General features: G+C 61.1%; 25 protein-coding genes. 4 read left to right on the top strand and 21 right to left on the bottom strand.

The genetic code is table 11. From position 1 onward, the window contains the following. Positions 1–26 precede the first annotated feature (26 nt). The 14 genes from J1G35_RS12630 to J1G35_RS12565 form a co-directional block, all read right to left on the bottom strand. Positions 27–1,013 (bottom strand): 3-oxoacyl-[acyl-carrier-protein] synthase III C-terminal domain-containing protein, encoded by a 987-nt coding sequence (locus tag J1G35_RS12630; RefSeq protein WP_223015118.1) that lies wholly within the window; start codon positions 1,011–1,013, stop codon positions 27–29. Further along, on the bottom strand, positions 997–1,818 hold the full coding sequence (locus J1G35_RS12625; protein ID WP_223015117.1) for an alpha/beta fold hydrolase: 822 nt from the start codon (positions 1,816–1,818) through the stop codon (positions 997–999). The genes J1G35_RS12630 and J1G35_RS12625 overlap by 17 nt, the downstream gene beginning before the upstream one ends. Continuing rightward, positions 1,794–2,306 (bottom strand): hypothetical protein, encoded by a 513-nt coding sequence (locus tag J1G35_RS12620; protein WP_223015116.1) that lies wholly within the window; start codon positions 2,304–2,306, stop codon positions 1,794–1,796. The genes J1G35_RS12625 and J1G35_RS12620 overlap by 25 nt, the downstream gene beginning before the upstream one ends. Further along, entirely contained in the window at positions 2,303–3,430 is a 1,128-nt protein-coding gene (locus tag J1G35_RS12615; protein WP_223015115.1) for an acyl-CoA dehydrogenase, read from the bottom strand. Before J1G35_RS12615 ends, J1G35_RS12620 begins: the two co-directional genes overlap by 4 nt. Further along, entirely contained in the window at positions 3,427–3,831 is a 405-nt protein-coding gene (locus tag J1G35_RS12610) for a VOC family protein (protein WP_053129326.1), read from the bottom strand. Before J1G35_RS12610 ends, J1G35_RS12615 begins: the two co-directional genes overlap by 4 nt. A 124-nt stretch (positions 3,832–3,955) precedes the next feature. After that, the gene (locus J1G35_RS12605) at positions 3,956–5,473 is read right to left on the bottom strand and encodes an AMP-binding protein (protein WP_223015114.1); all 1,518 of its coding nucleotides are present in this window, start codon (positions 5,471–5,473) and stop codon (positions 3,956–3,958) included. Beyond that, positions 5,442–6,995, bottom strand: a complete 1,554-nt coding sequence (locus J1G35_RS12600) for an AMP-binding protein (protein WP_223015113.1) — start codon at positions 6,993–6,995, stop codon at positions 5,442–5,444. Before J1G35_RS12600 ends, J1G35_RS12605 begins: the two co-directional genes overlap by 32 nt. Beyond that, positions 6,996–7,250, bottom strand: coding sequence for a phosphopantetheine-binding protein (locus J1G35_RS12595; RefSeq protein WP_053129331.1), 255 nt, complete (start codon positions 7,248–7,250; stop codon positions 6,996–6,998). Then, complete coding sequence (locus J1G35_RS12590; RefSeq protein WP_223015112.1) at positions 7,228–8,838, bottom strand: class I adenylate-forming enzyme family protein; 1,611 nt, start codon at positions 8,836–8,838, stop codon at positions 7,228–7,230. Before J1G35_RS12590 ends, J1G35_RS12595 begins: the two co-directional genes overlap by 23 nt. Continuing rightward, entirely contained in the window at positions 8,835–9,812 is a 978-nt protein-coding gene (locus J1G35_RS12585) for a 3-oxoacyl-ACP synthase (RefSeq protein WP_223015111.1), read from the bottom strand. The genes J1G35_RS12590 and J1G35_RS12585 overlap by 4 nt, the downstream gene beginning before the upstream one ends. Before the next feature lies 1 nt (position 9,813). After that, entirely contained in the window at positions 9,814–10,722 is a 909-nt protein-coding gene (locus J1G35_RS12580) for a hypothetical protein (protein ID WP_223015110.1), read from the bottom strand. A gap of 10 nt (positions 10,723–10,732) precedes the next feature. Next, entirely contained in the window at positions 10,733–12,055 is a 1,323-nt protein-coding gene (locus J1G35_RS12575) for a diaminopimelate decarboxylase (RefSeq protein ID WP_262417272.1), read from the bottom strand. Then, entirely contained in the window at positions 12,021–12,326 is a 306-nt protein-coding gene (locus J1G35_RS12570; protein ID WP_053129346.1) for a hypothetical protein, read from the bottom strand. The genes J1G35_RS12575 and J1G35_RS12570 overlap by 35 nt, the downstream gene beginning before the upstream one ends. Positions 12,327–12,515: 189 nt before the next feature. Then, complete coding sequence (locus tag J1G35_RS12565) at positions 12,516–13,397, bottom strand: LysR family transcriptional regulator (RefSeq protein WP_053129348.1); 882 nt, start codon at positions 13,395–13,397, stop codon at positions 12,516–12,518. Between the two features lie 125 nt (positions 13,398–13,522). Between J1G35_RS12565 and J1G35_RS12560 the strand changes: the two genes are divergently transcribed. Genes J1G35_RS12560 through J1G35_RS12550 form a run of 3 tightly spaced genes read left to right on the top strand, consistent with a single transcriptional unit; the run spans position 13,523 to position 16,465 of the window. Then, on the top strand, positions 13,523–14,815 hold the full coding sequence (locus tag J1G35_RS12560) for a citrate:proton symporter (RefSeq protein ID WP_053129349.1): 1,293 nt from the start codon (positions 13,523–13,525) through the stop codon (positions 14,813–14,815). Between the two features lies 1 nt (position 14,816). Further along, positions 14,817–16,142 (top strand): acyclic terpene utilization AtuA family protein, encoded by a 1,326-nt coding sequence (locus J1G35_RS12555; RefSeq protein WP_223015109.1) that lies wholly within the window; start codon positions 14,817–14,819, stop codon positions 16,140–16,142. After that, a complete protein-coding gene (locus tag J1G35_RS12550; RefSeq protein ID WP_053129352.1) occupies positions 16,139–16,465 on the top strand; it encodes a hypothetical protein in 327 nt (108 codons plus the stop codon). The genes J1G35_RS12555 and J1G35_RS12550 overlap by 4 nt, the downstream gene beginning before the upstream one ends. Before the next feature lie 48 nt (positions 16,466–16,513). Here the strand turns inward: J1G35_RS12550 and J1G35_RS12545 are convergent, their stop codons facing one another. From J1G35_RS12545 to J1G35_RS12525, 5 genes are all read right to left on the bottom strand, one after another. Next, a complete protein-coding gene (locus J1G35_RS12545; RefSeq protein ID WP_027603930.1) occupies positions 16,514–16,885 on the bottom strand; it encodes a glutathione S-transferase N-terminal domain-containing protein in 372 nt (123 codons plus the stop codon). A 101-nt stretch (positions 16,886–16,986) separates the two neighbouring features. After that, on the bottom strand, positions 16,987–17,532 hold the full coding sequence (gene folE, locus J1G35_RS12540; protein WP_003442011.1) for a GTP cyclohydrolase I FolE: 546 nt from the start codon (positions 17,530–17,532) through the stop codon (positions 16,987–16,989). Positions 17,533–17,610: 78 nt separating this feature from the next. Continuing rightward, positions 17,611–18,168 carry a Smr/MutS family protein gene (locus J1G35_RS12535; protein WP_105162625.1) on the bottom strand — a complete coding sequence of 186 codons (558 nt, stop codon included), beginning with the start codon at positions 18,166–18,168 and terminating at the stop codon, positions 17,611–17,613. Positions 18,169–18,243: 75 nt separating this feature from the next. Next, positions 18,244–18,564, bottom strand: coding sequence for a hypothetical protein (locus J1G35_RS12530; RefSeq protein ID WP_053129356.1), 321 nt, complete (start codon positions 18,562–18,564; stop codon positions 18,244–18,246). Positions 18,565–18,705: 141 nt separating this feature from the next. Beyond that, the gene (locus J1G35_RS12525; protein WP_053129358.1) at positions 18,706–19,296 is read right to left on the bottom strand and encodes a cysteine hydrolase family protein; all 591 of its coding nucleotides are present in this window, start codon (positions 19,294–19,296) and stop codon (positions 18,706–18,708) included. 239 nt (positions 19,297–19,535) lie between these two features. On the opposite strand from J1G35_RS12525, the gene prmB reads away from it, so the two are divergent. After that, complete coding sequence (gene prmB, locus J1G35_RS12520; RefSeq protein WP_053129360.1) at positions 19,536–20,444, top strand: 50S ribosomal protein L3 N(5)-glutamine methyltransferase; 909 nt, start codon at positions 19,536–19,538, stop codon at positions 20,442–20,444. 70 nt (positions 20,445–20,514) lie between these two features. Here prmB and J1G35_RS12515 read toward each other — a convergent pair whose 3' ends face one another. Together J1G35_RS12515 and J1G35_RS12510 are read right to left on the bottom strand one after the other, a co-directional pair. Beyond that, complete coding sequence (locus J1G35_RS12515; protein ID WP_223015108.1) at positions 20,515–21,321, bottom strand: hypothetical protein; 807 nt, start codon at positions 21,319–21,321, stop codon at positions 20,515–20,517. Positions 21,322–21,420: 99 nt separating this feature from the next. Next, on the bottom strand, positions 21,421–22,383 hold the full coding sequence (locus tag J1G35_RS12510; protein ID WP_053129364.1) for an alpha/beta fold hydrolase: 963 nt from the start codon (positions 22,381–22,383) through the stop codon (positions 21,421–21,423). Between the last annotated feature and the right edge of the window lie 19 nt (positions 22,384–22,402).

Below are 22,402 nucleotides of genomic sequence, written 5' to 3'. Positions count from 1 at the left end.
GAGTTGAGGAAGAACTAAGCGTTAACTTAATTCGGCCTCACATCCGGGTATTGCTTGAGGTTGCAAAAGACCGGGATTTCGTTGCCGGCGGGCACCTCAACCAACAGCGAGGAAAACGTCGCCCCCATGCCGACGCTGACCAGCATCACGCGGTCGCCGGGAGACAGCTGCCGGCCACGGATGAGCGCGGCCAGGTTCAGGTAAGGATCCGCACCGAAGCAATGGCCGTAGCGGGGAATATTCTGGAGAAAAATCCGGCTGCGCGGGATCGCGAGTTCGTCGGCCACTTTCTGCCAGGAAGACAGGTTGACGTTGTGCGGAGCGATCCAGTCCATTGCATCGAGGGCGCAATCGAAATGCTGTGCGGCGCTGCGCATGCCCGCGCTGATAAACGCAAAATAGGCCTCGGCGAATCCTGGGTCATTGCTGGGTTCATTGCCCTCGTGTCGGTTGAACTCACCGGCCTGCGCGCTATAGCGGGCAGTCACCCTGGCGCGGTCGCCCGACCGACTGAGCAGCACGGCACAGGTGGCCTCGCCCATGATCGTGGTGTCGTCGATCAGTTCAACCCTGGGATGGAAGGCTTTCTCGCCAATCAGCAGCAGGGCATATTCCCCTTCGGCGAGACGGCTGCAGGCATATTCCACCGCCGGTAACGAGGTCGCGCAGTGGCCCATCGTCAGGCTGCAATACTCGGTGTCGGCGCTGAACCCGCACGTATCGAGCAAGGCCCTGCCCGACTGGTCAAAAGGACGCAGGGCCGGCACGGTATGGGCATGCACCACATGCCGGATACGCGGGATAAGGTCAGCATGAGCGGCGACGAATTGCTCCAGGAGCGCGCGCATCAGGTCATCCACTGAGCCGGGCTGGCGCGGGAAGCTCTCTAGCCCATAGAAGCGTGCGAACATCCTGACATCCAGCGCTGACAGTCCAAGGGTGCTGGCGCACTCGGCCAGTGACTTACGCTGTTCGGGAACGTAGACGGTAATGGATTCAATATGCCCCAACATGGAGGTTCCCTTTTTCATGGTCGGCGTTTTTCGCACAGAGAAACCTGGTCAGCGCCTGTCGGGTACGCTGATGCGAGAGAATGCCCAGGTGGCCTGTATCTTCAATCATATGCAGTTGGCTATCCGCTGACTGCGCGTGGATGTGCCCGGCATCGGTGTGGCTGATCCTGCGGTCCTGCTTGCCGTGCATGATCAGCACGCGCGGGCCGCTGAACGTGTAGGGCTGTGCCGCGCGCACGTCGGCGGGCAGGCCATAGCGGCTTTGGAAATAGCCGCTCAACGGCGCCAGGTAATGCCCCGGCGCCCGGTGCTGTCGCAGGGAATGCAGCAGCAGGCTGGGCACTGAGGCCGGGGCTGCCAGCAAGGCCACGCGGTTGAAGCTGAACCCCAGCCAGTGCGCCATTGCGGTGATCAGCCCGCCGGCCGAATGGGCCACCACGCTGTCGAACGGGCCGTATCGTGCCTGCATCGCCAGCAGCAGTGCGCTTTGGCCGGGCAGGTCACAGCTGGCCGGAGTGCGTGGGTCATGACCCAGCAGGAAGGGCGCGTAGACCCGATAGCCCTGGGCTTGCAGCAACGTTTGTGCCTCGGCCAGCATCAGCGGATGGCCCCCCCAGCCGTGCAGCAACAGTGCGTTTTTGGCCCGTGGTTCGTGGTTTTCCCGGATAAGCACCCTGCTGCGGTAGGGGCCGCAGTCGATCACTTCGGTGGGCATGGCCGCCAGCTGTCGCGACTCGGTCGGCCGCATCGGCAACACCGTAGGGTTTGCCAGGCGTTCAATCAGTGACGCGAGCTGGGAATCCATGGCGCCCCCGAGGGTTGTGCGGAAAAAAGCAGATAGTGCAGCGTCGTCTGTTGAGGCGCGGGGGTGTTATTCAGACGCTGCAGCGGGTCATGCAGATAAAGCAGGCGTTGCCCGGGTTGAAGCAGCGTGCCCGCCAGCGCAGCCGCGTAGTGCGGATCGAAGTGTCCGCTGCTGACGCCCCAGGTTTCGATGAACCCTGGGCATTGCGATAGCAGGCTTTGCAACAGGGGCGTGGCCCCGCGCGCGGCCGGGTGAAGGCTGTCGTAGACCAACTGTGTCGGGTAAGGCTCGCTGGCCACGCTGCGGCACAGTTCCACCACGGCCCTGGCGTGCAAGCGCTCGCCACAGTCGGGGTGGGGCCAGTGCTCATACCAGGGCGCCTGGTGCGGCTGGCGCCAGTTGACAATAAAGTGTCGGCTGTCGGGCGTAATGGCCTCGCAGGTACTGACAATATCCAGTTGACCCTGCAGCAAGGGAGCGATGGTCATTGGCACTCCTGGCGAATGGGGTGAGGGGAAAAACTCTGGCTCAACCGGTGGATCTGTCGCGTGCCCTCGGTGTATTCAAAGGCTTTCACATCGCAAAATGACTGCCATAACGCCTTCGGAAGTGGCCATCGGTCTGCCGGGAATGCGTGGATCAGTTGGTTGACAATGTCTTCGGCAAGCACCACGCAGGTGGTTTTCACCATGCCGGGGCTTTTTCTCGGTGCCTGTTGCGCGTCAAAGGCTTCACAGACCGCCAGTGCCTCACGGTACGCGGCGTGCCAGCGCCGTTTCAGGCGTGACAGCTGTTGCGATTGCGCCGGGGTGGGCGTGACGCACGCTTGCCACTCATGCATCGCACGCCGCGCCACGCCCAGCGCCAGCGCGCCCACACAGGGGCGCAGCGCATCGAAGGTGCTGATCGCCGATTGTGCGAAACGTTGGGTCGGCTTGAGGTGCTGCCCGAGCACATTCGCACTCGGGATAAACAGGTCATGGAACTGCATCTGCGCCAGGGTTACGCCATCCAGCCCGCTCAGTGCCAGTGGGCGCAGGGTGATGGCGGGGTGCTGCGGGGTAAACACAAAGGCGTTGATCCCCAGGGGGCCTGGCGCGGCACGCGCGAACAACACCCCAGTGTCGGCGATCGTCGCATTGCCGATGAACATCTTCTGCCCGCGGATCAGGAACCCACCGTCCACCGCTGTCGCCGTGGTCTGCATGGCACTTGCATCACTGCCCTGGGTGGGTTCGGTCATCGCAAAGCATGACCAGCAGAGTGCCTGTTGAAACTGGCCGAAAAAGGCGTCCTGTTGCTGTTCGTTGCCCAGCCCGGCAACCACGTAGGCGGCCATGCTCGGTCCAGGCGCACAGAACATCAGCACCGGCGAGACGAACCCCATCTTTTCATACAGTTCGTAGCGCGCCGCCAGGTTGGGCACCTGCGTACCTGACGATGGCTGGTATCGCGCCGGCAACCCGAGGTGGTTGAACGTCTGGGCGAGCGGCCATCGGCTCATGACCTGGCGTATGTCGTCGAAGTTGCGCAGTTGGTCGGCAAACTGCTGGGCGTCCGCGCCCAGCGGGCAGGACTGCCCGGCGAAGAGGTCATCGTAAAGTTGACTCATAGCGGGCCCGACATGATTTCGATAACCCCTGCATCGGGGTGATAGAGGTGGCTGGCGCGGTGATTGCTGTCAAAGGCGCTGAAGGGGCGCGTCAATACGATCCAGCCTGCCATCTTCATGATTTTGAATTGCTCGTCGAAGTCGTTCACTTCGAAGCAGATATGGTAAGGCAGCGACGATTTGCCCGATTTAACCAATAACTCACGCAGGGGCAGATTGTTTTCCAGCGGTTCGACCAGCTCGATCTGGCTGTTCCCGTCGGTGGTGGCCAGCAGGGTGATGAAGACTTTTTGCGCGGCAACGTATTCTTTGTAGCGAACGATCACCGGGAAAAACGGTTTAACCGCAACAGTGGTTGCATCGCTGTCGTACACCACATAACCGATATGATTAAAACGCATCGCGCTGGCCTTTATCGTTGAAAGAACCTGTTATGCCCGCCATCCGTCCGGCGCTGCTGCACAGAATGGCGGGCATTTTCGCAGCAGCGACGGCGGGTTTTTTATATGTGCTTGCAGATGGCGCTCAGGCGATTTCAGGCTGGGCCGTATGACGTTTCACCAGGAGCTGGCGATCAATCTTGCCGTGCAGCGTGATAGGGAACTCCTGACAAAAGAACATGGATTTCGGGATCATGTAGCCGGGTAATTGTTCGGCCAGGAAGCGACGCAATGCGTCACGGTGGTGGGCGCTGTCATCGCTCAACTGGATGAAGAGTTGCAGGTCGACGGCCTTGCCTTCTTCCATGACCGGTATCACGCAACACTGGGTGACCTCGATGTAGCGGCAGACCGTGCTTTCGATTTCAGCCAGTTCGATCCGGTTACCGTGCAGCTTGAGTTGGCCATCGTCGCGACCGCAGATGAACAGGGCCTGATCGTCGTCCAGGAACCCCCGGTCGCCGGTGGCGTAATAGCGGCCGAACTCGTCCTGGTTGAAGGCGTCGTTACGCGGGTGGTCTTCGGGCAGGTAACCCAGGGCGACTTGCGGACCGTACAAGCGCACCTGGCCCATCTCTCCGGCGGGCAGTCCGCGGCCGTCGGCATCCACCACCCTGACCCCATTGGTGCCACAGACTTTGCCGAGGGACAGCAGGCCATCGCTCTGTTCGGGCGGGCAGCCCAACTTGAACACGTGGGTCATGCAGGTGACCTCGGTGGGGCCGTAGCCGTGCATGACCTCCAGCCCGGGAAAGCGTGTCTGCAGTTGGGTCACCAGGCCCAGCGAAATACGCTCGCCAGCCATGAAGAACCGCTTCAACTGCCCAAGCTGTTGTTGGCAGAACAACGGGTCTTTCAACATCAGGTCGACAAAGCTGGGGGTCGAAAACCAACTGGTGACCGGGTGTTGTGCCTGGCTCGACATCAGATGGATATTTTGCCGTGGCAGCATATTGTGGCGATGATCCAGCATCAGCAGGGCGCGGCCCTGGCACAGCACCGGGAAGAGATCGAGAATGCCCATGTCGAAAGAGAAACAGGCGTGGTTCACATGGCAGCCGTGGGCTATATCGTCGATGACCAGCGGGCTGTACCACGCCGAAAACGCGGCGAAGTTTTCGTAGCTGACGACGACACCCTTCGGCTCGCCGGTGCTGCCTGACGTGGGGAGAATATAAAACAGCGGCTGGATCAGTTCCGGTTCGAGCGGCAGTGACGCCGGGTCGCCGTTTTCCAGGCTGGGCAAGACCCATTGCGGCCAGCGCTCCAGCCCTTCCAGCGGCTGTGATGTCGCCGTGAGGATCAGTTCGGCAGCGGTCAGGCTGGCAATCTTTTCAATCCGCGAAACCGGGTTGGCCTGGTCGACGAACGTGAAGCAGCATCCCTGGCTGACACACGCCAGCATGGCCGCCACCGCATCCACTTGCTTATGGCCGTGGATCAACACGTTGCGGCCGGCCCATGGTGCGAGCACCTGGGCAATCGCTGCGGTGCGCCGGCCCAGTTCGGCAAAGCTGCAGGTGCCTTGCTGGGTGATCAGCGCGGTAGTCGTGTGCTGGTTCTTGAGCCGCTCAAACAGCGGTTTGATTTGCGATAAAAACATATTTATCTCCGTTGTCCAAAGCCAGTTGGCGGGCCGCTGAACGATCCAGCTTGCCGTTGTGATTGAGTACGGTGTGTGGGGTGCTGTACCAGTAACGTGGGATAGCCCACGGGGGGAAATGGGCTTGCATGGCGCTGCCAAGCTGTGACAACTCACAGGCGCCGTTGAGAATCACACAGGCCTGGATCGCCTCGGCGTTGCCTTTGCGCCAGTACGGCTCGACCACCACATCGGCGACCAGGCTGTGGTCGCGCAGGAAGCGTTCGATTTCATGCAGGTCAATACGGTGGCCCTGGATCTTGACCTCGCCGTCTTCCCGCCCGAGGAAGTAGTACCAGGAGCCATCGAACAGGCCGATATCGCCGGTGGCATAAGTGGCCCGGCCTGCGCGCTGGCTGAAGTTGGCCTGGCGCGCGGGTGCGGCGTTGAGGTAGCCAGGGCCGACACATTCGCCACTGATCAACAGTTGGCCGCGGCCCGAGGCGTCCAGGGGCGGCGCCAGGTGCAGCATCGCGCCCGGCCTGGCCCGACCAATCGGCAGGGGCAGTGACGAGGCCACCATGTCTGCGGTGATCAGTACCTGAGAAACGGCCACGGTGCATTCGGTCGGGCCGTAGGTATTGATCACCTCGCTGCCGGGGAAGCGTGCCCATAGCTGGGTGACGATTTCCTTGGGCAGCGTTTCCCCGCAGAAAATAAAGCGGCGCAATTGCGTAAGTGCCTGGGCGTTGAACGTCGGGTCGAGCAGGTAGAGACGCATCATCGACGGTGTGGACACCCAGCAGGTCAGCGCCATTTGCGCATGCTGGGCAATCATCTTGCGGGTGTTGATCAGCTCGCGATGATCGAGCACCGACAGCGGTTGCAGAAACTGCCAGGCAAGCCAGATCTCAAACAGGCAGACATCGAAGCAGTAGCGCACATTCCCGCTGATCGCGCCGTGCAGCGCAAAGTCGCGACCGATCCACGCCACGAAGTCCACCAGGTTGCCCAGGCTGATTTGAATGCCCTTGGGCTCCCCGGTGGTGCCTGAGGAAAACATGATGTAAGCCAGTGCGGTGTCGGTGCCGTTGTCGAACCGCTGGCGGGTACCGTCCAGTAAATGCCGGAGCGCCGTCTCATCATGGTGTTGCCAGGGCACGTCGGCGAGAGCGACCACCTGGGCGTCTGTGGCGCACAGCGGGAGGGCGTCGGTGTTGAGAATCAGGCGTGCTCCGACCGTGTGGGCGATCCGCTCCAGACGCTCGGGTGTGTTATCTGACTCCACCGGCACGATCGGGCAGCCGCAGAGCAGGCAAGCCCACCAGGCGGCGAGAAAGTCGAAGGACTTGTGGCCATACACCAGGACCGGCGCAAGCGGCGTGTGACTGTTCGGCTGCCGGCTCACGATTTCAACGGCGATGTCCTGCGCACGCTGACTGAGCGCCTCATAACTGTAGGTCAGTGAATGGAGGCGCCAGGCGGTATGCGATTGGCCTCCAAAGCGCATGAACACCGCAATGAGTTCAGACCAGGCGTCCATTTACGCCGCCCGGCTGGAGAGCTGGAGCTCAATGAAGTTCGACAGGCTGCCTACCGTTTCGAAGTGCTGGAACTCCAGGGTGGCAGGGTCGAGCACCAAGTCCTCGATGCGCTCTTCGAGGTACATGATCAGTTCGATATACAGGCCACTCTCAAATCCCAGATCGCGTTCCAGGTGGGTCTTGGCACTCAGTTCCGAGAGGTCGGAACTCTCCAGGACCAGCCCGATGGCTTCAATGATGGTTGGCGTATGCATGGTGACTCCCTGTGGTTTGTGTGCACCCGACGTTGAGGTTTTTCTGCTGGCGCGGCAGGAGGACGGCCAGTTGGCCTCGATCGACTTTTCCGTTGTGGTTTTTCGGCAAGGCTTCGCTGAAGTAATAGCGATGTGGCCGTTTATAGGCTTCAAGATGGACCTGGCAAAAGGCTTTGAGCGTCGCGATGTCCAAGGGCTCGACGCATTCGATACAGGCCACGATTTCATCACCGTGGATCGGGTGGGCGACGCCGATCACTGCGACCTGTTGCACACCCGGTACGCGCCTGAGTACGGCCTCGACTTCCCGAGGGGCGACTTTTTCGCCATTGGTTTTCAGGATGTCGTCCTTGCGCGAGAGGAAATACAGCAGGCCCTGCTCATCCAGCCGGCACAGGTCACCGGTGTACAGGACCGACTCGCCGGGCAATGGACCTGGGCGCAGTTTCTTTGCCGTCTGCTCCGGGTTGCGCCAGTAGCCGCGCATCACGGTCGCGCCACGGATCACCAGCTCGCCGCTGGCATTGTTGCGGTGGGCAACGCCGGCATCATCCACCACCCACAGTTCGGTGTTCGGGATGGCATAGCCGACGCTGTCTTTGTGCTCGGACAACAAGGCAGGAGGCAGCCAGGTACAACGATGGCATTCGGTCAGCCCATACATGGAAAAAATCCGGGCTTGCGGGAACAGCGAGAGCAACAGGTCGATATCGCTGGGATGCAAGGCCGCTGCGGTGTTGGTGATGGTGCGCAGGGAGGAGAAGTCATAGCGTTTGGCCAACGGGGCAATGATCGCCAGCAGCGTGGGCACGATCGGCAGCACGGTCGCTTTGTGCTTGACCAGCTGTTTGAGGGCAAACAGCGGACGGCTGAAATCCTTTTCGATAATCAGCGTCGCGCCCATCCTGGCGGTCATGATCGCTTGATACAGGCCGTAGTCGAAGCTCATGGGGATGGTGCAGAAAATCCGGTCGCTGGCCTCCAATTGCAGATAGCTGGCGACAGAGTCCGCGGCGCTGAGCATGTTGCGCTGGGTCAACATGACGCCCTTCGGGTCGCCCGTGGAACCCGAGGTGTAGATCAGGCAGGCCAGATCGATATCCAGTGCACCCTGGACCGCCAGCGGCGGCGGCGGTGCCAGTGCCGCAATCTGCGCCAGGGACAACAGCGGCGAACTGCTTGGCTGCGTGTCCGGCAGTTGATCAAACAGCATGCGCAACGCCGGGGTTGCGTGTTCCGCTGCCAGCGCGGTGGCTTGGCCGGCCTGGGCAATCAACAGGCGTGACTCAGCGTTATCGAGCAGCCAGCCGACCCGTGCCAGCGGTGTGTCCGGGTTTACCGGGACAAACACCGCCTGCAGAAACTGCACAGCCCAGAAGCAGACGACGAAATCCACCCCATTGGGGAGCCACACCAAGACCCTGTCACCGCGTTCAACCTGCTGCTCGCGCAAGTAGGCAGCGGTATTGATCACGCGTTGATGCAGTGCGGCCCAGGTGACTTCATTCTCGCCTTCCACCAGCGCCGTTTTATCCGGGAACTGCTGTGCGGCCTGCACCAGCCACTGGCTCAAATGGTTTGTGCTCATGTCTCATCCTCACTATTGAATTCAAGAACGACGGCGGCAAAAGTGCCCGCGATACCGGAAGCCAGGGCCAGGATGGGGTGTACGGCGCCCGCGTTCTCGCCGTGTGCCCGCAGGCTTTTCAGGTTGATGAATGCATCGCTGCAAAAGCAGTGGCCCAGGCGGTGCAGATGGCGCCGGTAAATGATGTCCCGGGCAAAGCCGGCGCGGTCGGCGATCCGGTCGAAGGTGGGCGGGCTGATGTGGTATGGGATCAGCGTACGCAGCTCTTCAGGACGCCGTCCGGCGTGCTGCAGTACGCCCTGTACGGTCTCGACCATGGTGGGGATAAAGGCGTGGTCGTAGGCGTTTTCGCTGTCGCGATCCGTCGCGCGCAGACGTGTGCCATAGGCGGCCAGTTGGCGGATATGCACGGCACTCACGCGCAAGGCGCCGGGCGAGGGTTCCGGGCTGAGCAGGGTCGCGCACAGGGCTTCGCCGAAGTAGCCATTCTGATCGACGTATTGCACGGTGTCGTGGAAGCACTTTTCCCCAGTGATCAGTAAGCCGCAGAGCTTGTCCTGCCTGGCATGTGCCGCCGTCAGTTTGGCGTCGAGAAACTTCAGCCCGACCAGCGCCGATGCACACGATGCCTGGGTGATAGAAAAAAACTCAGCCTGCGGGCGACCCAACAAACTGCGCAGGTCGTTGGCCAGGCCAGGGACAACGTCAAAAGGGCTGGGGCAATTGAGGGAGTGGGCCCAGGCGACATAGCCAATGTTCCCGAACAATACCGGGTCGCACTCGGCCTGGAACTGCCGCAGCAATTGCATGATCAGGTCCGGCAACGCCTCGTGTTCGAACAGGCTGGCCGATTCCATTCGATGGAAGCGGCTGAATATTTTCGTGTTGCGTTCGCCCCAGGCATATTTTTGCGCCAGGGCTGGCAGCGGGGTGAGGTTCGCTGCGACCAGGCTGGTGATCGTGTGGATGTACATCTCAGTCCCCCACCACAAGGCCTGCACAGCTCAGCGCGTTATCCTGGGGCTGCATCATCAGGATACGGTGGCTGTTCGGTGCCAATTGTTGTAAACGCGCCCACGGGGCGCTGCAGAGCAGTGCGTCGTCCCAGCTCTCGATGCGGTGGCTCGCCCACTGTGCGTGCGTGCGCAGCTGTGCGGCGAAACACGCTGTGGTCAGGATCAACAGGGGCAGGTGTTCTTCCATCGACGTGAACATATCCAGCCTGTTGAGCAGCGTCTCCAGTGCGTGTTGCGTCGCCGGGAAAGGCACGGTTCGATACTGTTTGAACACGATGCCGGTCGCTCGGCCGTCGGCGGGTTCGTCTGCGCGCATTTGCAGCATCACGACGCAGGCGCTGGCCACCGGATTGAAACGTTCCAGGCTCGGGCTGGGGTACATGATGGCGTCCTGGTCGGCGATCAGCAGCAGGGCTTTTTTCCCAGGGCGGCCAGCGTTGGTGTCGTCGAGGTAGTCCTCGATGGCTTGCAGCGCCAGGAACGGGCTGCTCAGACCGTGATCGCTGATGGCGATGCCAAAGGCGTCGTGGGCGCTGGTCTGGTGAATGATGGCGTTGGTCACCGAGCAGCCGACCTCCACGTCTGGTGTCCAGTGAGCCAGCACCACCAGTTCCACGTCATTGAGCGGGATCTGGGTGGCCAGTTCACCGACCAATTGCGTCAGCATTGCCCTGAACGTGAGGTGCTGGGCGGCGTACCAGCGCGAGGCATGCCGGTCCTGGGCTTGAGCGGTATGGCCATGGGCGTGGAAAAAGGCCTCGACGAAGTCCTTGACCTGTTTGAGCTGGGCGTCGTCTACGGCAGGCGCAGCGCTGTGCCTTTCGAACTGGCGCCACAGGATGTGAGTAGCCGCAAACTGCAGAGACATAACGATTCCTTCAGGCGCTGGCCAAAGACAGGTGTTGGTACACCTGGGGGGCGAGCAGGGCGTCTATGCCATCGGCCGTGCGGATCAGAAAGGCCTGATCGTTTTCCACGAGAACTTCCGCCGGATGACCGAAACTCAAGAAACCCACCGGCGATGCGCTGGCGCCATAGGCACCGGAGTGCCCGATGCCGATCAGGTCTCCTGAGCGCAGTTCGGCGAGCATGATGTTTTCACCCAGCAAGTCGGTCGGCGTGCACAGCGGGCCGGTTACTTGGTAGCGATGCAGCTCGCCCGGTGTGGCGGGGCCGAGGCGTGCCATCGGGAAGTTTCGACGGATCAGGGAGTTGATGCCGGCGGCACTGCCGTGGCAGTTGGCCCCGCCATCGCACACGGCAAACCACTCGTCCCGGGACGGCTTGAGGTAGTTGACCCGCGTGACGAAAATGCCGGCCCGCGCAATCAGGAACCGGCCCAGTTCGATCACGATTTTGCAGCGTGGGAATGCCCTGCGGTAATCGTTCACGATGGGCTGCAGGGCTTGTCCCAAGGCGGCCAGGTCGAGTGCTTTCTCTTTGTCGAAATAGCGCACCCCGAAGCCTCCGCCCACATCGACGAAATCCAGCGCTGTTTCATAGGTCTGTTGCAGCGTGGCGGCCAGTGCCAGGATGTTTTGCGTGTTGTTGGCAAGGGCCTGCCAGTCGAGAATGCGAGTGCCGAGGTAAATATGCAGGCCTGCCAGGCGCAGGTGCGAGAGCTGATCGAGCGTGGCAAATGCCTGTGGCAGCAGTTGTTCATCGATACCGAACTGCCGGGGCTTGCCGCTCATGACCAACTTGGCTTTTTCCCCGGTAAAGTCGGGGTTGATACGCAGCGCGATGGCCTGGGTTACCCCCAGGCTGGACGCGATGTCGTTGAGTAAATGCATTTCCTCGATGGATTCGACCACCACGGCTTTAATACCCGCGAGGCAACACTGGGTCAGCTCATTAATATGTTTGCCGGGACCGACGAAAATAATCTCGGCCGGCGCTACACCTTGGCGTAGTGCAATTTCCAATTCAACCAGCGAACAGACTTCGCAGCCGGCGCCGGCTTTATGTAATAGGGCGACCAGGGATTTATTCGGGTTAGCCTTGAGCGAATAAAAATAATCGATGCCCTCGGGCAATGCGTGTTTAAGTTCGGCAAAGTCAGTTTTTATTTGCGTGGCACTGTAGGCATAAAAGGGCGTGGGCACTTTATCGGCCAGGAGTTTATAAGGGATGTCTTCGATTTTGTCGGCGTTTATATAATGACTATCAGGAGGAAAAGCTGACATGACTGAATTTTCCATTTAATAACGACTCAATCCAATTGATATCCTTGAAGTTTTCGAACAGATCCTCATCCAGGATATCGAAGAAACTCTTAGTGTTACCGGCGCGGCTGTCGACCCATTCGCCAATCTCCGAGATCAGCCCGACTATATGGATGGAGTCCAATAACCCCTCGGGTCCGTAGATCTGCGCACCGTCATCGATGGCCTGCAACTTATCTGGGGTAACGCCTATGTTTTGCAGCGCTGAAAGAATGAAGGCCCGTGTCGTTTTTGGTGAAGCGCTCATGAATTTGACACCCTTTAAACGTCATGTGAGCGTGATCATATCCATGGCGAATAGTGAGATTTGCTTGAAATTGCAACGGCGCTTTCCCGGCTCTTTATATTGATTAATTCGATCTTCTAGAGGGTGAACTTCGGGCGCATGCAGTCATGCGCTCCGGTCGGCTGGCAATCTCAGCGGGGTGCGCGGCCTTCAGCGCAGTTCGTCTTTCAACAACTCAAAGCAGCGTTGCGCTGCCGGGCTTAAATTCATGGCGCTGCGGGTGATCAAGCCGATCTCGCGGTTGACCCCCGGATGATCAATGCTGATGCGCCGCAGTCCCTCCAGGCTGTCCGCCGCTGACTCGGGCAGCACGCTGATCCCCAGCCCCTGGCGCACCAACGCCAGGACTGTCGACATATAGTTGGCCTCCATGCCGGCGTTCATCGTCAGCCGCGTCGCATCGAACAGCGCATCGACTTGTTCGCGCACGCTGCTGTCGCGGCCGGTGAGGATGATCGGGTGTTGCGCCAGTTGTTCCAGTGTCAACTGCTTATGCCGCGTCAGCGGATGATCCAGCGGTACGAACGCACAGAGTCGATCATTCAGCACCGGGACAAATGCCAGCCCATGGCTCAATCGCGCCCGCACACCGATACCGAAATCCACCTCGCCTGCGCGCACCTGGGCATGAATGCGGTGGGCCACCAGGTCCTGCAGGCGGACTTCGATTCCGCCAAAACGCTCGCGAAACAGACGGAGCACCGGTGGCAGGCTGCCGGCGCAGACCGAGGGCAGGGCGGCGATGGTCACCACGCCCCGGCGCAAGGCGGCGAGGTCGCGGGAGCCGGTGACGATGTTGTCCAGGTCCAGCAGCAGTTTTTCCATCGGGCCGCGCGCTTCCTGGCCGGCGGCGGTGATGCTCACATGCCGGGGGCTGCGGTCGAGCAGGACGACGCCGAGCCAGTCTTCCAGTTGTTGTACCTGCACGGTCAGCGCCGAAGGGGACAGATGCAGCTCGTTGGCAGCCTTGGTAAAGCTGCCGGTGCGCGCCACTGCAAGGAACGCTTGTATGTGTTGGATGCTGTTTTTCATAAGCATGGCTTCATTTTGTTTTTCCGAACACTGATGGGTGAATATTCCAATTTACAAAGACTAGCGCGCTTCCAATACTCCAGGGAAAACAATAACCGGCCACCAAGGCCGCTCTGGAGTAACCCATGCTCGCTACCCTGGGTGTCATTACCATCCTGTGCCTGCTCGCTGCCGTCATGAGCAAACGCCTTTCGCCACTGGTGGCCCTGATCGCCTTGCCGATCATCGCCGCGCTGCTCGGCGGGTTTGGCCTGCAAACCAGTGCCTTCATCATTAGCGGCATCAAGAACGTCGCCCCCGTAGTGGGCATGTTTGTGTTCGCGATCCTGTTTTTCGGGATCATGACCGACGCCGGCATGCTCGATCCCATCATTGATCGCATCCTGCGCACGGTCGGGACACGTCCTACCCGGATTGTGGTCGGTACCGCGACCCTGGCCCTGCTGGTGCACCTGGACGGTTCCGGGGCGGTCACCTTTCTGGTGACGGTGCCGGCGATGTTGCCCTTGTATACGCGGCTGGGTATCGATAAACGCATCCTCGCCTGTGTCTGTGCGATGGCGGCCGGGGTCAACTTCCTGCCGTGGACCGGCCCGGTGCTGCGCTCCTCAGCGGCCTTGCATGTACCGGTGGCGGACCTGTTCCAGCCGCTGATCCCGGTGCAGATCGTCGGCCTGATCTTCGTCTTTGCCTGCGCCTGGTGGCTCGGCCGGCGTGAAGAAAAACGCCTCGGCCTGGGTGCCGGCTCCACGGTGGATGCCGTGCCGCAACGGGTGCTCAGCGACGACGACATCAAGCTGCGCCGCCCACGCCTGTTCTGGGTCAACCTGGTCCTGACCGTGCTGGTCATGGTGGTGATGATCGCCGGCTGGGTCGACCCGGTGGTGATGTTCATGCTCGGCACCGTGGTGGCGCTGTGCATCAACTACCCGAACGTCGACGCCCAGCGCGCCCGCATCGATGCCCATGCTAAAACCGCCCTGACCATGGCCAGTATCCTGCTCGCCGCCGGGGTGTTCACCGGCATCATGCAAGGCACGGGCATGCTCAAGGCCATCGCTGAAGTGGCGGTTGCGCAGATTCCGGCTGGCCACGGCAAGCTGATCCCGGCGGTGGTGGGCTTTATTTCCATGCCGCTGAGCATGCTGTTCGACCCCGATTCCTACTATTTCGGCGTGATGCCGGTGATTGCCGAAGTCGGCAAAGCCTTGGGCGTCGACCCACTGCAAGTGGCCCAGGCGTCGTTGCTGGGCGTACACACCACCGGTTTTCCGGTCAGTCCGCTGACCCCGGCGACCTTCCTGTTGGTGGGCCTGTGCAAGATCGAATTGGCCGATCACCAGCGCTTCACCATCCCTTTTCTGTTTGCCGCGTCGGTGTTGATGACCCTGACCGCGTTGCTCCTGGGAGTGATTTGAGATGAAAACCTTGCGCATCGGTTCCGGTGCCGGCTATTCCGGCGACCGTATCGAACCTGCCGTGGAACTGGCCGAACTGGGCGACCTGGATTACCTGGTGTTCGAGTGTCTGGCCGAACGCACCATCGCCCTGGCGCAACAGGCACGCATCAGCGACCCGCAGGGTGGTTATGACCCGCTGCTCAGTGAGCGCATGCAGCGTGTGTTGCCTTACGTCGGCCGCTATGAAGGGCGGCGCCGCCTGCGGGTGATCACTAATATGGGCGCGGCCAACCCGGTGTCGGCAGCGGTCGAAGTGCGGCGGATTGCCGATGCGCTGGGCTTGAGCCTCAAGGTCGTGGCCGTGATGGGCGATGACGTGCTGGACGTCTTGCGCCCCGAGCAGGTACTGGATAACGGCCAGACCGTGGGCTCACTGGGCGCGCGGGTGATTTCCGCGAATGCCTACCTAGGCGTCGACGGCATTCTTGATGCCCTGTGCGCCGACGCCGATGTGGTGATCACCGGGCGTGTGGCCGACCCGTCGTTGTTCCTCGCCCCGCAGGTGTTTGAATTCGGCTGGGCGGTGGACGACTGGCAGCGCCTGGGGCGCGGCACGTTGGTCGGGCATTTGCTGGAGTGTGCCGGGCAGGTCAGCGGTGGTTATTTTGCCGATCCTGGCTTTAAGGATGTGGACGACCTTGCGCGCCTGGGTTTCCCGTTGGCCGAGATCGATGCCGACGGTGAGGCCGTGATTACCAAGGTTGCAGGCTCCGGTGGGCGGGTCAGCCGTGCCACCTGCACAGAACAACTGATCTACGAAGTGCATGACCCTGCGGCGTATTTGACGCCTGACGTGACGGCCGACTTCTCCAACGTGGGGTTTGTCGAAGAGGCTGTGGATCGCGTTCGCGCTCAGGGGGCGGGAGGTCGCGCACGGCCCGAGCAGTTGAAGGTGAGCGTTGGCTATCTGGATGGCTGGATTGGCGAAGGGCAGATGTCCTACGGCGGCCCCGGCGCGGTCGCACGGGCGCAGTTGGCGCGGGATGTCGTACTCAAGCGTTTGGAACTGATGGGCGTGAAGATGCAGGATGTACGCGCCGAACTGATCGGCATGGACTCGCTGCACGGTCCACGCAGCAGCGTGGAGCCCTGGGAAGTACGCCTGCGAGTGGCTGCCCGCTGTGAAGAACGCAGCGAAGCGGTGCGGGTCGGCAATGAAGTGGAAACCCTCTACACCAACGGCCCGTCCGGCGGCGGTGGTGCAAGCAAGAGCGTGCGGCAGGTAGTGGCGGTGGCGTCGTTACTGCTGCCCCGTGACGCGGTCAACCCGAGGATCGAAGCATGAAACTGCACACGCTGGCCCATTCCCGTACCGGCGACAAGGGCGATACCTCGAACATTTCGATCATTGCCTATCGTGCCGAGGATTATCCGTTGCTGCGTGAGCAGCTCACGGCCGAACGCGTGGCCGAGTTTTTTGCGGGCTTGCTGGAACCTGGCGCTGCGCCGGTACGGCGTTATGAGTTGCCCAACGTGCAAGCGCTGAACTTCGTACTGCCGGGGATATTGCGCGGCGGCGTGACCCGCTCGCTGGCGCTGGATGCACATGGCAAGTGCCTCGGTTCGGCGCTGCTGGAGCTGGACCTGGATTTGCCAACATCCAACTGAATGTGGGAAGGGCCAAGCTCCCTCCCACATTGGATCTCAGCAGGTCTGTCAGATCGCCGCGAAACGCTTGTCCAGGTAATCGATGATCACTTTGGAGTCATACATCCAGGTGGTCTGGCCATTCTCTTCGATGCGCAGGCACGGCACCTTGATCTTGCCGCCTTGCTCCAGCAGGGTCTGGCGGTCCTGCTCGTTGTTCTTCGCGTCCTTCAATGCCACCGGCACATTCAGGCGGTGCAGGGTGCGGCGGGTCTTCACGCAGAACGGGCAGGCGTGGAATTGATACAGGGTCAGGTCCTTGGCCGCAGCGTTCACCTGGGCCTGTTGTTCGGCAGGGCGCTGCTTTTTACGCGGGCGGGTAAGGAAGTCGCCGGCGATGATGACGTGGCCGAGGCCCACTCGAAGTGCTTTGACGAACATGGCTGAAACCTCTTGCCCATGATGAAGGGGCCGCAGCTTACCTTAATTCTGCGGGCGAAAAAAAACCGGCGATGAACGCCGGTCTTTTCCTACGCAGCCTGTTACTTGATCAGGCTGAGGAATTCGCTGCGGGTGGCCGCGTTTTCGCGGAACTCACCCAGCATCACCGAAGTGATCATCGACGAATTCTGTTTCTCCACACCGCGCATCATCATGCACATGTGCTTGGCTTCGATCACCACGGCCACGCCCAGGGCGCCGGTCACTTGCATTACGGCATCGGCGATCTGGCGGCTGAGGTTTTCCTGGATCTGCAGGCGGCGCGCATACATGTCGACAATCCGCGCGACCTTCGACAGGCCCAGCACTTTGCCGCTCGGGATATACGCCACATGCGCCTTGCCGATAAACGGCAGCAGGTGGTGTTCGCACAACGAGTACAACTCGATGTCCTTGACCAGCACCATTTCGCTGTTGTCGGAACTGAACAAGGCACCGTTGGTGACTTCTTCGAGTGTCTGTTCATAGCCGCGGCAAAGGTACTGCATCGCCTTGGCGGCACGCTTAGGCGTGTCGAGCAGGCCCTCGCGGGAGACGTCCTCGCCGAGTTGGCCGAGGATCGCGGTGTAATTCTGTTCCAGGGACATGAAACTACCTGTGGGATTTTCGCAAAGCGCAAGGTTACGGTGGCCGACACATCGCTGCAAGCCTGACGATGGCACTTGTTACTCGTCGCGCCCTTCCATCATCGTGCGCTTGAGCATCACATACACCGCACCCGCCCCACCGTGGCGTGCCTGGCACGAGGTAAAGCCGAGCACCTGGGCATGTTGGCGCAGCCAGGTGTTGACGTGGCTCTTGATCATCGGCCGCTTGCCGTCCAACCGCACAGCCTTGCCGTGGGTGACGCGCACGCAGCGGATTTCGAACTTGGTGGCTTCGGCAAGGAAAGCCCACAGGGTTTCCCGGGCTTTTTCCACGTTCATGCCGTGCAGGTCCAGGCTGCCTTCGAACGGGATCTGGCCGACCTTGAGCTTGCGCATCTGGCTTTCCTGCACGCCGTCGCGGGCCCACATCAGTTCGTCTTCGGGGCCTACGTCGATGACGAACTGGTCCGACAGGCCATCCACGGTGGTGGCGTCGGTGCGCACGGTCGCGGCTTGGCGCAGTTTGGCAATCTGCGCGCGGTCGGCCTTGGGTTTGCCGGTGTCAGCGCGATCATGCTTGATCGGCTTGACGCCGCGCAGCTCGTTTTTGAACAGGGAAAAATCGTCGTCTTGCATGTCAGCCTCCGCGAAGGGCGGGCAGTTTACCTAAATCGCGGCGGCCAGGGCGCTGGAAACGCTATCTATGCGCCATCAGTCGTGCTTTTTCATCAGGTGCGAAGCGATGTTCAGCGACAACGGCTGACGCATCTTCCGACGGCTGCGACGCCACAGCCACACGCCCAGCCACAGCACCAGCAAGCCGATGCCCAGCAGGAGGGCAGAGCCACCGGGGCTGGCATTCAGTTCGCCAAGGGCCGGTGAGTGACCAAACAAACCGGCGCCACCGGCACCTGCCAGCAGCACACCTACAATCGCCAGCAGCGCGGCAATGCCGGCCACCAGGCGCAGACGCCAGTTGCTCGGGCCCTTGGGGCGCAAGCGACGAGCGTCAAAACCATCGGATATCTTCATTCCGACCTTTCCTCCAGGGTATCGGCCCTTCGACCGGAAGATACACAGGTTGTTCCTGGGCCAGAGGCAATTGCAGCAAATGACAGGCATTTGCGGATGAGCGGAGCCATAAACACGTCGCGCCGCTCATCAGAAGGACGATCAGATCAGATCTTTGGTCAGCGCGAGGGTCGCGAAGTTGTCAGCCATGATGGCCATTTCGGTCTGCTGTACGTGCTCGGCACTCAGGACGCCGCCTTTGCAAGGCAGGTCGCGGGTGGCGCAGGCGTCTTCCACCAGGGTGCAGCGAAAGCCCAGGTTCTTGGCGGCGCGCACGGTGGTGCTGACGCTGGAGTGGCTCATGAAACCGCAGACGATCAGGTCCAGGGAGCCTAGGTCCTGCAGGTGTTTTTCCAGGCCGGTGCCGTGGAAGGCGCTGGGCAGCAGCTTGTCAACGATGGTTTCGTCACCTGCGGGTTCCAGGCCGTGGATGAATTCGCCGCGCTCGCCCTGGGGATCAAACAGGCCGCCCACGGTGCCCAGGTGGCGCACATGCACGATCGGACGCCCGGCATTGCGTGCGGCGGCGACCAGTTGCTTGATGTTGCCGACCGCCGCGTCCATGCCTGAGAGCGCGAGCGGGCCACTGAGGTATTCCTTTTGGGCATCGATGATCACGAGGGTCGCATGGCCAAGGTTGGCTGCTGCGTAACCACGACCGCTGAGTTGAAACATCGTCTTTGGAACGGACATTCTGGGGCTCCTGTGAGGGGGGCTTTTGCGCCATTGTCCACTGGCTGAGCGGTTCTGTGAATCGCTACTATCGTAAGGTACGCCGTTGCTGGCGTGCAGCCATGTCAAGGGGGGCAGATGTTTAACTGAATGATGGCGATTTGGATGAAATCCGACGTACGGCGGCAGGTTTTCGTACATCGTCGGTACAGGCGAAGGCTGTTAGAATTGCCAGTCGTTTTTTCCAGGAGTCTGCCCCCGTGATCACTTCCCGCCTGCGCACCTTGCGCGACCACATCCGTTGGGCTGTCAGCCGTTTCCATGGGGAAGACCTGTTTTTTGGCCATGGCACCGACAATGCCTGGGACGAAGCCCGGCAATTGGTGCTCGGCGCCTTGCACCTGCCATGGGAAATTGCCGACAGCTATCTCGATTGCAACCTGGAAGAGGAGGAAATCTCTCACGTACAGCGTTTGCTGCATCGCCGTATTCATGAACGGGTGCCCACTGCCTACCTGTTGAAAGAGGCGTGGTTCTGCGGCATGTCGTTTATCGTTGACGAGCGCGTGCTGATTCCGCGTTCCCCCATCGGTGAGCTGATCGAAAACCGCTTCGAGCCTTGGCTGGCCCAGCCGCCGGCGCGCATCCTCGACTTGTGCACCGGCTCTGGCTGCATCGGCATTGCCTGCGCCTACGAGTTCCAGGACGCTGAAGTGGTGCTCGGCGACTTGTCCTTTGAAGCCCTGGAAGTGGCCAACCAGAATATCGAGCGCCACGGTGTCGACGAGCGCGTGTACACCGTGCAGGGCGATGGCTTCGACGGCCTGCCGGGCCAGCGCTTCGACCTGATTGTGTCCAACCCGCCGTATGTGGATGCCGAAGACTTCGCCGACATGCCGGACGAATACCAGCACGAGCCGGAGTTGGGCCTGGCCTGTGGCGACGACGGCTTGAACCTGGTGCGGCGCATGCTGGCCGAGGCAGCGGACCACCTGAACGAGAAGGGTTTGCTGATTGTCGAGGTGGGCAACAGCCAGGTGCATGTCGAGGCGTTGTACCCGGAAGTGGACTTCGCCTGGCTGGAATTCCAGCGGGGTGGGCATGGGGTGTTCATGCTCACGGCCGAACAGTGCCGTGAACATCAGGCAATCTTCGCCGCTCGGGTTTAACCAGCCTTACAGAACAAACAATGTGGGAGGTGGCTTGCCCCCTCCCACATTTTGATTGCATTCCAGCCGGCTACCGGTGCGTGGCAATCCAGATCAACAACCCTGCCTGAAACACGGTAAACGCCACCAGGCAGGTGATGGTAAACCGCAACCCGCTGTCCTCACGCTTGAACTTGGTGACCTTTTCTTCTTCCTTGCGCAGCTTCACTTCCTGCTCCAACAGGTTGTGCTCGGCCTGTTGCAGCATCTGCGCAGCTTCAAGGATCTCCACGAACTGCACCTTCTCGGTGTTCCAGCTGTCCAGCACATCGCTGACCTTGCCGGGCTGTACGTTGCCCTTGAGGTGTTGCACATCGGCGTAGGCCACATCGAAACCCTGGACGCGCAGGAAGTGATCGCGGCGCAGGCGTGTGGCTTCGTTGAGTGCGTCCTTGTTGGCCAGGTCGACGCCGTCGACGCGGTAGTGTGACCAGTTCTTCTTCGCCCATGCCGAGGCTTGGGCCACCAGGAAGCGACCGATGCCACGGTTGGCCGGTTCGATTTCCAGGCTGTTGCCCGGGCCGAAATGCACGCGATGTTTATCGTGATCCACCCAGATATCCAGGTGGTTCTGCTCGCGGCGCACCCGCTGCCCCGGCAACTGGATGACCATGCGCAACAGGCTGTGGTGTTTGTCATTGCGCTCGGCATAGCCGAACTGCACGAACCGCAACGGTCGCACACCGGTGGCACGGTCGGTAGCCAGTGGGGCCAGGCGCAGCATCTTGAAATGCTCGGCCTGAACCTCCGCCCACGGCAGGGGAGCCGCGTCGACGGCCTCGGTTTTTTCAGCCGGGGTGTCGGCGGTCGGTTCCGGTGTTGCTTCAGTGGTTGTCATGCGGTGTGATCCTGTCCAAGCCCTGCCAGTCGACAGTCTTTTTGCTGTCGACCCTGGGCTTATCGGCCGCTTTCTGCAGGACTGGAGGCAAATTGTCGCTTAACGGGGTTGAAGTCCGTCGATAAAGCGCACCAACCGGCTGCCCAACTCAGCGGCGAGAGGCAATTGTGGGTCATTGTAGGAGGCCAATTGTTGCTTTACGTCGTTGGGCACGATGCGCATGACGTGGTTCATGCCTTCGATCACGGTCAGCTCGGCATCGGGCTTGGCCCTTTTCAGTTGCTGAGCGTCGCCGACACCTACCTGAATATCGTTGGTGCCTTGAATGATCAATGCGGGCATGCGCAGTTTCGCAAAGGCCGCTGAAGGGTCGGCGCGAAACAGGCTGATCAGATAAGGCTGCACGCTGGGTCGGAAAATGCCCTCCAGCGGGCCTGGCACATCAGCATCCACCTGGCCGGCCTTGAGGTGATCGAGGATTTCATTGCTGCGCAGCAGCAGGGCAGGTGGCAGGTGATCGGCGAGTTGCTGGCGGATCACCTGATCCACCGGGCGGGCGCTGCCGGACAGGGAAATGACTCCAGCCGGGTCGAGTTGGGGGGCGGCGAGGGCGGCAACCAGCGCGCCTTCGCTGTGGCCCAGCACAATCAGCGGGCCCATGCGTTTATCGGCCTTGAGTAATTTGCCCCAGGCCACCGCGTCGGCCACGTAGGCGTCGAGGGTCAGGTTGCGTTCGTCGGGTGTGGCGGCCAGGCTGGCGGCTACACCGCGCTTGTCGTAGCGCACGCTGGCGATGTTGTGCCGGGCCAGTACCCAGGCAAGACGCTTGAGACTGTCATTGCGTGCGCCGTCGGCGCTGTTGCCGTTGCGGTCGGTGGGGCCGGAGCCGGCGATGATCAACACCACCGGCACCGGCTTGTCGGACTGCGGCAACAACAGCGAGCCAAACAGCTCACCGCTACCGGTGTCCAGGCTGATCGGGCGTTGCAGTACGACGGGGGAGGCGGCGTGAGCCACGGCGGTAAACAGGGTGAGGGTAAACAGTAAAACTCGTAGCATCATCGCGCCATTATTCGGGAGG

This window comes from Pseudomonas sp. SH10-3B, assembly GCF_019891415.1.
Taxonomy (GTDB): Bacteria; Pseudomonadota; Gammaproteobacteria; order Pseudomonadales; family Pseudomonadaceae; genus Aquipseudomonas.
The sequence above is the reverse complement of the archived record's forward strand: the minus strand, read 5'-3'. Positions and strand labels throughout refer to the sequence as shown.

What these genes read in the sequence shown, in the direction of transcription:
- J1G35_RS12585 (WP_223015111.1), bottom strand. Translation starts at nt 9,812, where the DNA reads ATGTACATCCACACGATCACCAGCCTGGTCGCAGCGAACCTCACCCCG.
- folE (WP_003442011.1), bottom strand. Translation starts at nt 17,532, where the DNA reads ATGTCCCTGGAACAGAATTACACCGCGATCCTCGGCCAACTCGGCGAG.
- J1G35_RS12565 (WP_053129348.1), bottom strand. Translation starts at nt 13,397, where the DNA reads ATGAAAAACAGCATCCAACACATACAAGCGTTCCTTGCAGTGGCGCGC.
- J1G35_RS12605 (WP_223015114.1), bottom strand. Translation starts at nt 5,473, where the DNA reads ATGTTTTTATCGCAAATCAAACCGCTGTTTGAGCGGCTCAAGAACCAG.
- J1G35_RS12600 (WP_223015113.1), bottom strand. Translation starts at nt 6,995, where the DNA reads ATGGACGCCTGGTCTGAACTCATTGCGGTGTTCATGCGCTTTGGAGGC.
- J1G35_RS12595 (WP_053129331.1), bottom strand. Translation starts at nt 7,250, where the DNA reads ATGCATACGCCAACCATCATTGAAGCCATCGGGCTGGTCCTGGAGAGT.
- J1G35_RS12570 (WP_053129346.1), bottom strand. Translation starts at nt 12,326, where the DNA reads ATGAGCGCTTCACCAAAAACGACACGGGCCTTCATTCTTTCAGCGCTG.
- J1G35_RS12580 (WP_223015110.1), bottom strand. Translation starts at nt 10,722, where the DNA reads ATGTCTCTGCAGTTTGCGGCTACTCACATCCTGTGGCGCCAGTTCGAA.
- J1G35_RS12515 (WP_223015108.1), bottom strand. Translation starts at nt 21,321, where the DNA reads ATGACAACCACTGAAGCAACACCGGAACCGACCGCCGACACCCCGGCT.
- J1G35_RS12550 (WP_053129352.1), top strand. Translation starts at nt 16,139, where the DNA reads ATGAAACTGCACACGCTGGCCCATTCCCGTACCGGCGACAAGGGCGAT.
- J1G35_RS12545 (WP_027603930.1), bottom strand. Translation starts at nt 16,885, where the DNA reads ATGTTCGTCAAAGCACTTCGAGTGGGCCTCGGCCACGTCATCATCGCC.
- J1G35_RS12510 (WP_053129364.1), bottom strand. Translation starts at nt 22,383, where the DNA reads ATGATGCTACGAGTTTTACTGTTTACCCTCACCCTGTTTACCGCCGTG.
- J1G35_RS12575 (WP_262417272.1), bottom strand. Translation starts at nt 12,055, where the DNA reads ATGGAAAATTCAGTCATGTCAGCTTTTCCTCCTGATAGTCATTATATA.
- J1G35_RS12610 (WP_053129326.1), bottom strand. Translation starts at nt 3,831, where the DNA reads ATGCGTTTTAATCATATCGGTTATGTGGTGTACGACAGCGATGCAACC.
- J1G35_RS12555 (WP_223015109.1), top strand. Translation starts at nt 14,817, where the DNA reads ATGAAAACCTTGCGCATCGGTTCCGGTGCCGGCTATTCCGGCGACCGT.
- J1G35_RS12620 (WP_223015116.1), bottom strand. Translation starts at nt 2,306, where the DNA reads ATGACCATCGCTCCCTTGCTGCAGGGTCAACTGGATATTGTCAGTACC.
- J1G35_RS12625 (WP_223015117.1), bottom strand. Translation starts at nt 1,818, where the DNA reads ATGGATTCCCAGCTCGCGTCACTGATTGAACGCCTGGCAAACCCTACG.
- J1G35_RS12535 (WP_105162625.1), bottom strand. Translation starts at nt 18,168, where the DNA reads ATGCAAGACGACGATTTTTCCCTGTTCAAAAACGAGCTGCGCGGCGTC.
- J1G35_RS12615 (WP_223015115.1), bottom strand. Translation starts at nt 3,430, where the DNA reads ATGAGTCAACTTTACGATGACCTCTTCGCCGGGCAGTCCTGCCCGCTG.
- J1G35_RS12530 (WP_053129356.1), bottom strand. Translation starts at nt 18,564, where the DNA reads ATGAAGATATCCGATGGTTTTGACGCTCGTCGCTTGCGCCCCAAGGGC.
- J1G35_RS12560 (WP_053129349.1), top strand. Translation starts at nt 13,523, where the DNA reads ATGCTCGCTACCCTGGGTGTCATTACCATCCTGTGCCTGCTCGCTGCC.
- J1G35_RS12630 (WP_223015118.1), bottom strand. Translation starts at nt 1,013, where the DNA reads ATGTTGGGGCATATTGAATCCATTACCGTCTACGTTCCCGAACAGCGT.
- J1G35_RS12590 (WP_223015112.1), bottom strand. Translation starts at nt 8,838, where the DNA reads ATGAGCACAAACCATTTGAGCCAGTGGCTGGTGCAGGCCGCACAGCAG.
- J1G35_RS12525 (WP_053129358.1), bottom strand. Translation starts at nt 19,296, where the DNA reads ATGTCCGTTCCAAAGACGATGTTTCAACTCAGCGGTCGTGGTTACGCA.